This is a genomic window from Pseudoalteromonas rubra, from assembly GCF_005887095.1.
Lineage (GTDB): Bacteria > Pseudomonadota > Gammaproteobacteria > Enterobacterales > Alteromonadaceae > Pseudoalteromonas > Pseudoalteromonas rubra_E.
The window spans coordinates 28,069-44,176 of sequence record NZ_PNCI01000010.1; the positions used below are offsets into that span (position 1 = coordinate 28,069).

Annotated in this window: 3 protein-coding genes; all 3 read left to right on the plus strand. The window is 53.1% G+C overall.

Annotated features, from left to right (window positions below):
- The first annotated feature begins 18 nt into the window (after positions 1-18).
- Complete coding sequence (locus CWB99_RS05380) at positions 19-6,765, plus strand: non-ribosomal peptide synthetase (RefSeq protein WP_138550938.1); 6,747 nt, start codon at positions 19-21, stop codon at positions 6,763-6,765.
- Complete coding sequence (locus CWB99_RS05385) at positions 6,762-14,207, plus strand: non-ribosomal peptide synthetase (RefSeq protein WP_138550939.1); 7,446 nt, start codon at positions 6,762-6,764, stop codon at positions 14,205-14,207. The genes CWB99_RS05380 and CWB99_RS05385 overlap by 4 nt, the downstream gene beginning before the upstream one ends.
- Before the next feature lie 111 nt (positions 14,208-14,318).
- Positions 14,319-15,992 (plus strand): cyclic peptide export ABC transporter, encoded by a 1,674-nt coding sequence (locus tag CWB99_RS05390; protein WP_138550940.1) that lies wholly within the window; start codon positions 14,319-14,321, stop codon positions 15,990-15,992.
- Positions 15,993-16,108: the final 116 nt, after the last annotated feature.

Genomic DNA, 16,108 nt, shown 5'->3' on the forward strand with positions numbered 1-16,108 from the left:
ATGAGTTAGTCAGTCATTATGGAAAATATCAAACAGCTACTCGTGCAGCTTGAGCTGGCGGGGATCCGGCTATTTCTGCAGGACGGGGCATTAAAGTCTAAAGCCAAAAAAGGGGCCATAACGCCCGAGATTGCTAAGCAGATCAAACAACATAAAAGTGCGATTATTGAGGCGCTGACACACTACAGCGATGCCCCGCAGGTAAACCCGGTGACCCGTCGTGAAGACCTCAGCCATTATCCAGTATCATTTGCACAGCAACGCCTGTATACGCTGGACCAAATTCAGGGGGGCTCCGCCGAGTATCATATGCCGATGGTGTTCAGGCTCAGTGGACAACTAGATGTGGCACTGATAGAGCGGGTGTTTCGCGAAATTGTTTCCCGTCATGAGGTGCTCAGAGCTGTTTTCCGGCAATCCACGCAAGGTGTGCAGCAGTCCCTGCTTGACCCGCAAGACTTTACCGTTGAGCGGTCACACCTGACAAGTCAGGACGAAGCAAGTGGTATTGAGCGCTTTGTTCGTGAGTCCGCTGAGCAGCCTTTCAATCTGGCTGAAGACTTTATGCTGCGGGTGCGCTTTGCGACTCTGCCAGCGGGTGATGCAGGTGTGTTGTTTATCAATATGCACCATATCGCCACCGACGGCTGGTCTATGGATATCCTGCTCCGGGAATTCTTTGCCCTGTTCCATGCCTTTGGTTATGGTCAGCCAAATCCATTGCCGGAGCTTTCCATTCAGTATGCCGATTATGCACAATGGCAACGTGACTGGCTGCAAGGTGAGGTGCTGGATACCCAGCTCAGTTACTGGCAGCAGCAACTGGCCGAACTGCCCCGAGTTCATGCTCTGGGGCTCGATTACCCCAGACCTGAGGTGAAAACATATCAGGGCGAAGTGGTATCACAGACTTTGAGTGCACAGTTATGTCAGCAGCTGGCAGCCGTTGCCCGTCGCTATGGGTTAACCCCGTTTATGCTGATCCATGGGGCGCTGGCGCTGGTACTGTCTCGCAACAGTAATCACCATGATATTGTTATAGGCACGCCCGTAGCCAACCGCCGTCAGGTAGAACTCGAATCGCTGATCGGCTTTTTCGTTAATACATTAATCCTGAGAGTGAATACTCAGGCGCAACCACTTGGTGACTATCTTGCTCAGCTCAGGCAGGTACACCTGGATGCTCAGTCTCATCAGGATCTGCCGTTTGAAAAACTCGTTGAAGTGCTGAAAGTACCGCGCAGCACAGCCCATAGTCCGCTGTTTCAGATCATGCTGACCACGAACTCCGAATACGGTGTGCGCGATACGCATGCTGATACCACTGAGCTGGCAGGTTTGTCCATCAGCCCGTTGCAGGGCAATGGCGCAACGACTAAGTTTGATCTGGACATCAATGCCTCGGTAAGTGATGACGGCGGCGCAATTGAATGGACCTATGATGTGGCACTGTTCACGCGCGAGCGCATCGAAATCCTGGCGCAGCACCTCAACAACACACTGGCTTTTCTGGCACAGCTCAATGCCGACAGTACGCTGAGCACCGCTGCTATCCCTATGCTGACTGATGCCGAGATTGCACAGCTCAGCGCGTTTAACGACAACGCCATCGAGTATCCACAACAGCGCTGTATACACGAGCTGTTTGAAGCACAGGCAGAGCAAACACCTGAACGCATTGCTGTGCAGTGTGGCGATGTTGCTGTGAGTTATGGTGAACTGAATGCCAGAGCCAACCAGCTGGCTCACTATTTGCGGTTTGAGCATCACATTGCTCCGGATTGTCCGGTCGGAATATGTCTGGAGCGTGGCGTGGAAATGATCATTGCTATGCTGGCTATCCTCAAGGCGGGCGGCGCTTATGTTCCGCTCGACCCGGCTTATCCAGAGGAGCGTCTGGCTTATTTGATTGAAGACGCCAGTCTGAAAGTGGTCCTGACCCAGCAAACACTCACCGGCACAGTGTCGTTGCCCGGCACACAGAGGGTAATGCTGGATGACCTGATTGCGCAGCCCGGCTGTGCGTTCTCGCATTATTCCACAGCAAATATCGGGCGCTGTGAAAGTGGCGTGACTGAACAGCATCTGGCCTATCTGATCTATACCTCGGGGTCGACGGGTAAACCAAAAGGCGTGATGATCGAACACCGCAACACAGTCGCAATGCTTTACTGGGCAAGGGCTGCTTTTAACGATCAGGCGCTGCGCCGGGTACTGGCCTCAACGTCACTGAACTTTGACTTGTCGGTGTATGAAATCTTCTTACCTTTGAGCTTTGGGTTCGAAGTGGTGGTGGTTAAAAATGCCCTGGCATTGGCGGATCAGCCGCTGGATATCAGCCTGATCAATACCGTGCCTTCAGCAATGAAAGCGCTGCTGGATGTGGGCGCATTGCCCGCAAGCCTGACCACAGTTAATCTGGCCGGTGAACCACTGACAGCGCAACAGGTAAACCAGATCTTTGCTGCCCTGCCCGAGGCTGAGGTGTGTAATCTGTATGGGCCGTCGGAAGATACCACTTACTCAACCTGTGCGCGCTTTTCCACACTGCTAGAGTCGGTGCCGGATATAGGTTATGTCATCGCCAACAGTCAGGCCTATGTGCTGGGTGACGCGATGGAGCGCTTGCCGATTGGCTGTGTTGGTGAGCTTTATCTTGGCGGTGCCGGTGTTGCCTGTGGTTACCTAAACCGGCCTGAACTGACCGAAGAACGTTTTATTGCCAATCCCTATTACGAGGCATACAGCACGGATTGCAGCCCTCGCCTCTATCGCACTGGCGACTTAGTGCGTTACCGGCAGGACGGACGACTGGAATTTATTGGTCGCAGCGATGATCAGGTGAAAATCCGTGGTTTTCGTATCGAGTTGGGTGAGATTGAACACCGCCTGAACCAACTCGAAGATGTTGCATTGTCGCAGGTACTGGCGCGCACACTGGCGGATGGTCAGCAGCAATTGGTGGCTTATGTCCAGCCTTGTATCACGTGTGAGACAACCCAGGATGAGACGCAGCAGGCAGCCTGGATCAGCGATATCAAATTACGTCTGGGGCAACAATTACCGGCCCATATGGTACCCGGTCTGTTTGTGGTCATGCCACAGTGGCCGTTGACACCAAACGGCAAAATTGACAAAAAAGCCCTGCCAGCGCCGGATGCGTTACAACAAAGTAGTGCACAATATGTGGCGCCTGAGACTGAGCTTGCTCAATTGCTGGCAAGCCTGTGGGCCGATCTGCTGGGGCTGGAGCAGGATAAAATCAGTGCCACCGCTAACTTCTTTGAGCTGGGCGGCCACTCGTTGCTGATTATGCAGTTACTGGCCAAACTACAGCAGCATAATCTGAGTTGCAGCGCCCAGCAGCTGTTCCAGGCCGTTGATCTGGCGGCTATGGCGGAGGTTATCAGCGAGGCCGATGATGCTTTTGCCATCCCTGAGAATAAAATACCGCCTCAGTGTGATGCCATTACGCCCGACATGCTGACGCTGGCGACGCTTGAACAGTCTGAGATTGATGCCATCGCCGCAGCGACATCCGGCGGGATGCGCAATATTCAGGACATTTACCCACTGGCGCCTCTGCAAGAGGGGGTACTCTTTGTTCATACGCTGAATCCAGAACATGACCCCTACGTCACTACTGCCAGTTTTGAGTTCACATCCGCAGGTAAATTGTCCGGATTTGTGACTCAGCTGAACTGGCTGATCCAGCGCCATGATGTGCTGCGCACCGCGATTTTCTGGCGTGGTCGTCAGCAGGCGATGCAGGTAGTCATGCGTGAAGCCAGACTGCCGGTCACTGAACTGACGCTTCGTGAGGGCAACATTGAGGCGCAGTTTACTGAGTATGTGGCAAGCGGACCACATGGGTTTGATCTGGAGTCTGCACCGCTGATCCAGCTGGTGGTCACGCCAGAGGATGAACTGGGGCGGGTATTCGCCATGCTCAAATTCCATCATCTCATTACCGATCATGTGTCATTAGAGATCCTGATGAGTGAACTCGAAGCCGACAATGTGTTGGCACTGCCAGCGCCTCTGCCTTACCGGGAATTTATCGCTCGTTCAATGGCGCAAAGCGCTGAGCTGGACACTGAAGCCTTCTTCACTGAACAACTGGGCGACATAGATACACCCACCTTGCCGTTTGATTTGGCTCAGGTCACTGGAGATGGTAATTCGGTAGTTGAATATCACTCGACGCTCAGCGACACTCAGTCTCAGCTGATCCGCACTTTATGTAAACGCCATCAGTGCAGCCCGGCGGCTTTGTTTCACCTTGCCTGGGCGCAAGTACTCAGTGCCTGTTGTGGCCGTGATGAAGTGGTGTTTGGTACTGTGATGTCTGGCCGGATGAATGGTATGGCGGGCATTGAGCGTATGATGGGTATGCTGATCAATACCTTGCCACTGCGCCTGTCATTAGGGCATCAGGCAGCCCATGTTGCACTTAAAGAAGTGAATGATGCCTTGCAGGCGCTGTTACCCTATGAACAGGTATCCCTGGCCGAAGCGCAAAGTTACAGCGGGATAGACGGCAATACGCCGCTGTTCAGTGCCATCGTGAATTATCGCCACTCGGCGACACAGTCGGAACCTGCGGGTGAACAGGATACGTCGCCCGGCGTAGCGCTGCTGAGCACGCGTGAGCGCACCAATTATCCGTTCGATTTATCGGTGAATGATCTGGGAGAGGGCGATAGTTTTAGCCTGGACTATCAGATTGAACAAAGCGTCAGTGCAGCACGGATCGCTGAGCTAATGCACACCGCGTTAGACGCACTGGTGGAGGCACTGAATGAACACAGTGAGCAGCCGGTTGCGACACTGGCAGTACTGAGTGAGCCTGAGCTGACACAACTCAGTCAGGGGCAAAGTGATGAAGCCAGTTATCCTCGCAATGCCTGTATTCATGAAGTGTTTGAACTGCATGCCAGCGCTACACCGGACAGTATAGCCTTACAGCTGAATAAGCAGACCCTCAGTTATGATGAGCTGAATGCCAAAGCCAATCAGCTGGCGCGTTATTTGCGCGAGGTGCACCAGGTTGGCTCCGGAACTTTAGTGGGTCTGTGTATAGGTCGCTCTGTAGAGATGATAGTGGCCAGTTTGGCGATTCTGAAAGCCGGTGGTGCGTACGTACCGCTGGACCCTAACTATCCGCAATCACGATTGGCCTATATGTTGGAAGATACTCAGCTGAGCGTGATCCTGACCGAGCGAGCGCAACAAGAGACTCTGGCCTTCAGTCAGGTGACAAAACTGATACTGGATGACGCAGACACGCCCTGGTCAGCCCTGAGTAAAGACAATCTGACCCGGGCAGATGCGCTGACACCGCAATCGCTGGCCTATGTGATTTATACCTCTGGCTCCACGGGCACACCTAAAGGCGTAATGACCCCACACCGTGCCGTCAATCGCCTGGTACATGCGCCTAACTTTATGACTCTGGATAGCCAGACGGTATTTCTGCAAAGTGCCAACATTGCCTTCGATGCCGCGACGCTCGAGATCTGGGGACCCTTACTGAATGGCGGGCGCTGTGTGTTATATCCGGACAGCCTGATCACACTGGATGGGCTGAATCGGGTATTGCGTACTCAGGAGATCACGGCGCTGTGGCTGACCTCGGGGCTGTTTACCGAGTGGAGCAAAGTGTGTAATGAACTGGCAGCTGACACCCTGGCGCTGCAAAACGTGCTGGCCGGTGGGGATGTGCTCAATCCGCAGGCGGTTGCCACCGTGCAACGGGCACTGCCTGAGGTCACAGTGATCAACGGTTATGGACCAACGGAAAACACCACTTTTACTTGTTGTTACCCGGTGCCTCAACACAGTGATATACGCGCAGGCGTGCCTATTGGCAGTGCTGTGCAGGGCGATCAGCTGCTGATCTTAACGCCGCATGGTCGTCGGGTACCACAAGGGGTGGTTGGCGAGCTGTGCGTTGGCGGCGATGGTCTGGCACTGGGTTACCTTAACCAGCCAGCCCTGAGCAAAGAGCGCTTTATTCGCAATCCGTATCAGACTCAGGGCAACCAGCCCGAAATCTTGTATCGCACCGGCGATCTGGTGCGCTGCAATACTGACGGATTGATTGAATATGCCGGCCGGGTGGATGATCAAATTAAAATTCGTGGTTTCCGGGTTGAGCTGGGTGAAATTGAGCGCCAGCTGGACGCGCTGGACGATGTCGCTGCGGCACTGGTCACCATTAAAACGCGTACCGGCGGAGATAAACAGCTGGTTGCCTATGTGGAATTAAACTGCGATGGCAAGCAGGAGGAACAAGGTGCACATATTCAGGGGCTGGTACAGGCACTGGCCGCTCAGCTGCCTGCCTATATGATCCCTGCGGCCTTTGTACTGGTGCAAGACTGGCCGTTAACACCGAATGGAAAAATCGACCGAAACGCTTTGCCTGAGGCGGATTTCAGTTTGATGCAGGCCGAGTATGTAGCACCGGTCAGCGAGCTGGAAACGCAGCTGGTTGCACTGTGGTCGGAGCTACTGGACCTGCCAGTTGAGCAGATCAGTACACAGGCCAACTTTTTTGAGCTGGGAGGCCATTCACTGTTGGTCATGAAGTTATTGCAGGCACTTAACCAGCACCTTGAAATTGAACTGCAAATCGCCGACCTGTATCGCTGCGAAAATATTCAGCAGATTGCCGGGTTTATTGAGTCGGTTCAGGCCATTCATGACCAGACGCTGCCAGCGCAGCAAGACAACAATGAATTTGAGGATTTTGAGCTATGAGTGTTGAGTTGCTCTTTCAACAACTACAACAGGCGGGTGTTATTTTTCAGTCTCAGGATGAAAAAATCACCCTCAAGCTACCCAAAGAAATGGACAGTCAGCTGAAACGTCAGCTGGCCGAAAACAAAGACGCGCTCAAGGCATTTTTACACCAGCTTTATGCTCGCAGTCACAAGCGCCCGACGCTGAAAAAGATGCCGGTTTGCAGTGCGCCTCTCTCTTTTGCACAGCAACGGCTGTGGATGCTCAATGAGCTACATGGCGGCAGTGCGCACTATAATATGCCGCAGATCTATCGTGTCGAAGGTCAGCTGGAGCCAGCACTGGTGGAACAGGCGCTCGCGCAAATTGTGCAGCGTCATCAGGTGTTGCGCACTGTGTACCAGTCTCAACAGGGCAAAGCGGTGCAGGTTGTGCGCGATGATGTGGTTTTCTCATTAACCTGTGTGGATCTGAGTGCGCAGGCACCTGATGCAGCACAACAGGCTTTGGATGCCTTACTGCAAGAAGATGCTCAGACACCCTTTGACCTGAGCCAGGATCTGATGATCCGTGCAACCTGGGTGAGCATGAGTCACACGGCTCCGGGCCAGGTGGGGTACTTGCTATTAAACATGCACCATATTGCTTCTGATGGCTGGTCGATGGCGATCCTGAGCCAGGAATTCTTTGCGATTTATGCCAGCCTGGTGCAGGGCAATGCGTGTCCTCTGCCTGCGCTTGCTTTGCAATACAAAGATTATGCGCACTGGCAGCGTGAGTGGCTGAGCGAAGAGGTGCTCGCATCCGGGCTGAAATTCTGGCAGCAGACACTGACCGACTTACCCGCATTACATAGCCTGCCGCTGAGCTATCCAAGACCCGCACAAAAAGGGTATCTGGGCGCCAGGCATGACGCCTCGCTGGGGGCGCCTGTTGCCAAAGCGCTTACTCAGTTGTGTGAGCAGCATCAGCTCAGCCCGTTTATGCTCATGCATGGTGCGCTGGCACTGACTTTGTCGCGTTTTAGCGGCAATTCAGATGTAGTGATTGGCACCCCAGTTGCAAATCGCAGCGATGCCCAGCTTAAAGACCTGATAGGCTTTTTTGTCAATTCTCTGGTGCTCAGAGCAAGCACAGAGCATGACTCGCTGGCAGACTTTTTAGCCCATATTCGCCACGTCAACCAGCAGGCTCAATCCCATCAGGATGTGCCGTTCGAGCAGATTGTCGAGGCACTGAATATAGAGCGTGATAGTGCTCATACGCCTTTATTTCAGATAGTTTTGACCACTAACTCTGATTATGGGGTGGCCAGTGAACAGGCGCACAGTGTGGCACTGCCCGAGCTGAGCATGACACCGCTGAGTGGTGATGAGTCTATCTGTAAATTTGATCTGGAGATTAACCTGAGTCTGGATGAGCAAGGTGTTCATATTAGCTGGTTATATGACAAAGCCTTATTCAGCCCGGCGCTCATTGCACGTTTCAACGCCCAGTTGATGGCAGTTATCGAAAGACTGGCAGGCGCCACGGTGAGTGCCAGTCAGCCAATGTTGAGTGAAATTTCGGCGCTTAATGTAACAGAGCAGGCGCAGCTGGCGGCGCTGATGACCCCCAGTGAGCTGACAGAGGCGGCTCATCAGTCGGTGACAGAGTTGTTCAGCCGCAGCGTCGCACTTGCACCGCAGCATATCGCACTGGAGTGTGGTCAGCGTCAGCTTAGCTATGGTGAACTCGACAGTGCGTCCAGTCGACTTGCCCGTTATCTGATAGCACAAGGTCGCCAGGCGTATATCGGCTTGTTGCTGCCGCGCGGTATCGAGATGATAGTCGCCATGCTGGCTGTGCTCAAAAGTGGCGCGACCTATGTACCGCTGAATCCCGACTATCCGCAGTCCCGCATCGACCATATTGTGGCAGACGCTGATCTTAACCTGGTGATCACCTGTGCTGAACATCGCCCGATACTGCAAAACAGCAATATACAGGCGCTGGAGCTAACCCCTGCACTCACAATTGAGGGATGTGATGCGTTTATGCGTTTTGGCTCTGCACAGCTTACTGAGCACTTGCCTGAGCCAGAAAACCCAGCTTATGTGATCTATACATCGGGCTCGACCGGATTACCCAAAGGGGTTGCGGTGCCACACCGGGCCATCAGCCGACTGGTGATGTCGCCCAACTTTATGAGTTTGGACCGGGATACGGTGTTTTTGCAGGCTGCGAATGTGGCGTTTGATGCGGCAACGCTGGAAATTTGGGGGCCGCTGCTTAATGGTGGTTGCTGCGTGATCTATCCGCAAGCTCATCTCACGCTGGAGACACTGAACCAGGTGATTGAGGCGCACCGGGTTAATGCGATGTGGTTAACTGCCGGACTGTTTAGTGAGTGGAGTAAGATGAGCACGCAGGCACAGACACAGTTGAGCTCGCTGCGCACTGTGCTGGCCGGTGGTGATGTATTAGACCCGCAGGCTGTGGCTCGGGTGCAGCGTGCTTTGCCAGCTGTGCAAGTGGTCAACGGTTACGGTCCGACCGAAAACACCACCTTTACTTGTTGTTATCCGGTTCCTGCGCATTTTGATCCCGCAAACGCGGTGCCGATTGGTCGTGCACTGCAGGGCGACAGTGTGATGGTGCTCAGCGGCAATGAACTGGTACCGCTGGGGAGTGTGGGCGAGCTGTGTGTCAGCGGACCCGGACTGGCGCTGGGCTATTTAAACCTGGCAGCACTGAGCGCAGAAAAATTCACCGCGAACCCTTTCTATGACGACGCTCAAAGTGATGTCTATCGACGTCTTTATCGTACCGGTGACCTGGTGCGTGTTCAGGCTGATGGCGTCATTGACTATGTGGGTCGTACCGACAACCAGATCAAGATCCGCGGTTTCCGGGTTGAGCTGGGCGAAATCGAGCAACAAATCACGCAGCTGGAGAGCGTGGCCAGTGCGCTGGTGGTGGTAAACGGCGAAGCAAATAAACGTCTGGTCGCTTACATTGAGCTAACCAGAGCAGCCCGGGAGCTTGGAGCCTTGGATAGCACTCAACTGAGCCAGAAACTGGCACAGCGGTTACCTGGCTATATGGTCCCGAATGCGCTGGTCCTGATTGAGCACTGGCCGTTAACCAGCAACGGAAAAATCGACCGCCGTGCACTACCGGAACCGGCACTGACAGAGGTGGATGCAGCACACACGGCCCCCGTCTCTGAGGCGGAACAGGTAGTGGTTGACGTGTGTGGTGAATTGCTTGAACGCGATCCGGCAGAGCTTAGCACAACGGCTAATTTCTTTGCGCTGGGTGGTCACTCGTTGCTGATGATACAGCTTATTGCTGCGCTCAAAGAGCGGGGATATCAGGTTGATAGTCAGGCCCTGTTTACCAGCAGTACACTGGCGCAGATGGCGACTCAATTGAGTGAGGATGCAGAACAGGGCTTTGTGGTGCCGCAAAACCGGATCCCTCCTGAGTGTACTGAAATTACGCCTGAACTGCTGGATCTGGTTAGTCTTACGCAGGACGAGATCAATGAGATAACGGCGCAGATTCCGGGTGGAGCTAAAAACATTCAGGATATCTACCCTCTGGCGCCGTTGCAGCAGGGGATCCTGGCTATGCATACACTCAGTGATGGCCGCGACCCCTATGTTACAACCATGGCGTTTTCATTCTCTCAGCGAGCGTTATTACAGCTGTTGGAGACGCAGCTCAATGCGCTGATCGCTCGTCATGATGTATTGCGCACCGCGATTTTGTGGCGTGGCCGGACAGAGCCCGTCCAGGTGGTGCAGCGTGAGGCGCAGATAGCGGCGCAATGGCTGCCGGTGAACGCCGGGCAGGAGGTGCAAGCGGTGTTCGAAAACTATGTCGCACACGGTGCACACCGCCTTGAGCTGGAATCGGCACCTATGATGCAGTTACAGGCGATGGAGGATAAACAATCCCGGCAAATCTATGTTGTGCTCAAAGTGCACCACCTGCTGATTGACCATGTCTCGCTGGATATTCTGATGGCAGAGCTGGCCCGGATAGAAAGCGAAGGCGCAGCCAGTTTACCTGCTGTGACACCGTATCGTCATTTTATCGCTCGTGTACTACACGACCAGCAGCATCACGACGCTCAGCAATACTTTAAAGCGCAACTCGGAGACTTTGACCAGCCAGCCTACCCGTTTGGGCTGAGTGAAGTAAACGGCGATGGTGGTCAAATTGATGAGTTTAAACAGCGCATTCCGGCTGAGCTTGCCAGTAAAGTGAGAGACTATGCTAAAAGCCAGGCAATGAGCCCGGCTGCGTTATTTCATCTGGCCTGGGGGCGGGTAGTGGCCGCCTGTTCGGGTCAGCAGGATGTGGTGTTTGGCACTGTGTTATCGGGGCGAATGCAGGGTGGCCCTGAAATGGCAAACATGCTGGGCATGATGATTAATACCTTGCCTGTGCGTGTCACACTGGACCTGCGCAGTGCACAGGAGGCTTTGCACGATGTGCATGCGGCCTTGCAGTCGCTGCTCCCTCATGAGCAGGCGCCGCTTTCTGAGGCCATGCTGGCTTCGGGCGTTGAGGGCAATATGCCATTGTTCAGTGCGGTACTTAATTATCGTCATTCTCACGATGTGGGCGCGCCCGATGAAGCGGCTGATCTGAAACTATTGGGCGTCAAAGAGCGTACTAACTACCCGTGCGTGATGTCGGTTGACGATCTGGGCAGCGATTTTTCACTAACGCTGCAAATCGACAACAAGGTGAATGGCCAGCGTATCAATGCGTATCTGGTTACCGCGCTGACTCAGTTACTGGATGCGCTGCAAAGCGATTCACTCCAGCCGGTTGCTGCGCTGCCAGTGTTGCCGGATGACGAGCAACATCGTTATCTGGAGCAATGGAATGATACTGAGCAAAGTTATGCGCGTGAGGCCTGTGTGCATCAGCTGTTTGAACAACAGGTTGCAGCGACCCCCGGGAATATTGCACTACGCTTCGAGGCGCAGACCCTCACTTATACCGCGCTGAACAGTAAGGCCAATCAGCTGGCACACTATTTACGCAACACTCATAACATTGGCCCGGATTCACTGGTTGGACTGTGTGTTGAACGCTCTGTCGAAATGGTGATTGGCATCTGGGGCATTCTCAAAGCCGGTGGTGCTTATGTGCCGCTGGACCCTGAATTACCCGCTGCGCGACTTAATTATCTGGTTGAGAATGCCAGTGCCGATGTGGTGCTCAGCACCCGCTCTGTGGCCAATCGCGTTGAACTGGGCGAAGCAAAGGTAGTGGTGCTGGATGAGTTTGATTATGACGCCCATGACGAGCGAAATATTGCCGTCGACGAAATCGGCCTGACGTCACAGCATCTGGCTTATATGATTTATACCTCAGGCTCAACGGGCAAACCCAAAGGTGTACTGCTTGAGCATCAGGCGTTGCATAACCGCATCGACTGGATGGACAAAGAATATGGCTGTGATATTTCAGATAAAATTCTGCAAAAAACCCCTTACAGCTTTGATGTATCGGTGTGGGAGTTCGTCTGGCCTATGCTTAAAGGCGCCGAGCTGGTGATTGCCAAACCCGGTGGACACAAAGACCCGGCCTACCTGAGCGAGTTAGTTGTGGCAACCGGTGTCACTAAGCTGCACTTTGTGCCCTCGATGCTGGGTGTGATGCTGGAACAGAGCGACCTGGGCCGCTGCACCTCAATAAAACAGGTGTTCTGTAGTGGTGAGGCATTACAGATAAGTCATGTCGAACAGTTTAAGGCCAGCTTACCAACTGCGCGGTTACATAATTTGTATGGTCCGACGGAAGCCGCTATCGACGTGAGTTACTGGGACTGTGCACAACCCTATGGCAGCAGTGTGCCGATAGGCAAGCCCATTCAGAATATTCAGCTCCTGATCCTCGATGAAGCACTGAACCTGCTACCGCAAGGGGCGTGCGGTGAGTTACACATTGGCGGTGAAGGCCTGGCCCGCGGCTATCTGAATCGCCCGGAGCTGACTGACGAGCGCTTTATCGCCAACCCATTTTTCGATGCCAGTGCAGCAAACAGCAGCCAGCGGTTGTACAAAACAGGCGACCTGGTGCGCTATCGCGAGGACGGCAACATTGAATATATGGGCCGGCTGGATCATCAGGTGAAGATCCGCGGTTTGCGCATCGAGCTGGGTGAAATTGAGTTTTCTATCGGTGAGCACAGCGATGTAGATTCGGCGCTGGTGATGGCCTTAACCGATGAGCATGGTAGTCAGCGTCTGGTGGCTTATGTGAAGCCGCTGGGTGAATACGATGAGCAGGCACTGACGACCGCAATCAGAGCACAGCTTAGCGAGGCACTGGCCGAATACATGGTGCCGGATAGTTTTATCTATGTCAGTCAGTGGCCACAGACGCCTAACGGTAAAATTGACCGCAAGGCACTGCCTGCACCGGAGTTGTCCGCGCTGGCAGGCGGTTACGAGGCACCGAAAGGGGATAGCGAAGTGATGCTGGCGCAGGTGTGGGCCGATGTGCTTAAACTGCCCGCCGAACAGATCAGCCGTGATGCCAACTTCTTTGCACTGGGTGGCCACTCGTTGTTGGTAATGAAGCTGGTGCAGAATATCGATCAGGTTTTCAAAACCCACGGGATTGCTATCAACAAAGTGGTTGAGCGACCCACACTCAGCGCCATGGCGCAGCTGATCACAGATCACAACGACCATGAATGGCAGGCCATTCGCCCTGTGTTATCACTGGATTTTGACCCGACAGTAACGATTTATCTGGCGCCCGGAGCAGGCATGACCAGCGGCGGCTACATGGACCTGGCACGGGCGTTACCTCAGGTGCAGATCATGAGCCTGGAGCCTGTGGGCATGAGCGAGCAGGACCCGGTTATCGACAGCTGGGATGAACTTATCAATTGCTATGCAGATGCCATTATCAGTGAGCGCAATGCGCGTGGCGCAGAGGCAGAACCTGCCGTGCTGATGGGCCATAGTTCCGGGGGAGCCGTGGCATTTGCAACCGCACTGAAACTGGAGTCATTAGGATGTAAAACACAACTGCTACTGTGCGAGTGTTTAGTGGCAACCGATGATGAAGCCCAGTTCGAGATCAGCGAGGCTGAAAAGCAGGAGTTAATGCTGTCCTATGCCAAAGCGCTTAAACCTGAAGACAGCGAAGAGCAGTTGTTGTCCTGGCTCAGCCTGGGTATGACTCAGCGCCTGTTCACTGTGTATTTTCAGCAGGTGGACTGGTCAAGACGCTATCAGCCCGAAGCCAGCCTGAATGGTGCCGTAAGCATGATAGTGACTCCTGAGCTGGGAGCAACTTACTGGCAGCAAAAACAGACCCAGTTGCAGGCATATGTCAGCACACAGGTAGAGACCATCCACACAGAAGGCAAGCATGTCACTATGGTGAAAAGTCCTTATGTCAGTGGCCTGGCAGACAAACTCATGGCGCTACTGGCCTGAGTAAACAAAGAGTAAAACGGGTTATCTGACCCAAGCATGCAGGCCGGGGCAAAGTGGTTTCAGCCTGCGTAATACCTATTTTAGAATTAGTAACCATTACAAGGCTGTTTTATGTTATATCGGCTAGTTTTATCTCATAAGAAACTACTCATACTTGCCACGCTTTTGAGTGTTGTTAGTGCGCTATCCGGCATCGGCATCATCTCACTGGTCAATGCTGAGATAGAAAATGTGTCTAATCCGGACTCTGACGTACTCAAAGCATTGGGCATTTTTTTCGCCGCACTGGCAGGGTTTCTTACCTTTAGTGTGATTTCTCAGTACATACTGACTAAGTTATCCGTTCAGATCATGGTGAGTATTCGCGAGAATCTGGTTCAGCGTGTTCTGTCGACCAGTTATGAGCAGATTGAGCGCGTGGGTGGGCATCGTATTTTTGCAACTTTGACCAAAGACATTGAATCACTCACCGCAACCCTGAGTGCCGTACCGCATGTGGCCTATAACCTGGCCACGGTATTGCTGTGTTTTGCTTATATGAGCTATCAGTCCTGGCAGCTGTTTTTGTTTGTCGGTGGTGTGCTGTTGTTAGCTATGCTGGTCGCCCAGCTGCTTATGAGCCTGGGCATTCAGCGCTTTCAGGCTGTGCGGGAACTGGATGACAGCCTGTTTAAGAACTTTCGTGCCTTAATCGACGGTGGTAAAGAACTGAATATTAACTTCAACCGTAAGCGCTTCTTTTACAAAGAGGTGGTGACGCCAAATATTCAGGAAATTAAACAGTCGACAATTTCAGCGCACATTATATTTATCATTCTGAGCAACTGGACCAATCTGATCTTGTTCCTGGCGCTGGGGTCTGTGGTTTTTATGTCACAACTGTTTTTGAGTGGCATAGCCACTGAGGTGGTGGTGAGCTTTGTGCTGACGCTGGTCTATGTGATAGGTCCACTGACGGTGTTGATCAACACCTACTCTGTGGTTGCAGAGGGCATAGTGTCGAGTCAGAAAATAGAAAAACTGCAACTATCAGAAGAGATTTTGACTGACCAGCTGGACAACACACTGCATCCTGAGCACAACTGGCACACCCTGGACATTGAGGCCATTGAGTATGAATACCGTCGCGATGACAGCGACGACTACCACTTCTCTATCGGGCCCATCAGCACGCAGATCCAGCGCGGTGAAATTGTTTTCCTGATTGGTGGCAATGGCTGTGGTAAATCCACCTTCGCCAAAGTGTTATGTGGTTTGTATACCCCAACGCGCGGCAGTATCCGTCTTGATGGTCGGGATGCCGCCCATGCAATGGATTGGTACCGTTGCCACTTTAGCACCATCTTTTCTGACTTCTACCTGTTTGAGCAAGTGATCGATGCCAACGGCATGCTGGCCGATGACCATAAAATTCGCCAGTATCTGAGCAAGCTGAAACTGGATCAGAAAGTCACGGTAGAAAAGGGCATTTTATCGACCACTGAGCTTTCTCAGGGTCAGAAAAAACGTCTGGGACTGTTGTTGTCATACATGGAAGACACACCGCTTTATATCTTTGACGAATGGGCAGCCGATCAGGACCCGTATTTCAGAAACTTCTTTTATCGCGAACTCTTACCTGAGCTTAAGTCTTTGGGTAAGACCATATTCGTGATCAGCCACGACGAACATTACTTCTCACTGTCTGACCGCATCCTCAAATTTGAAGCCGGTCAGATGGAAGACGTAACCACGTCATTTTCATCTGCAGAACCTGTTGCTGAACAGCCTGTAGCGCTGGCCTGAAAGCCAGATAGCGGGCTTTTGGCTCGCCACGTTTTGTGCCTTACGGTGATGCCTTAAGGCCAGAGTATTATCAAGGTCTCCGCGCATCGGGGCCAGTGAGTATGGATAGACCAAGA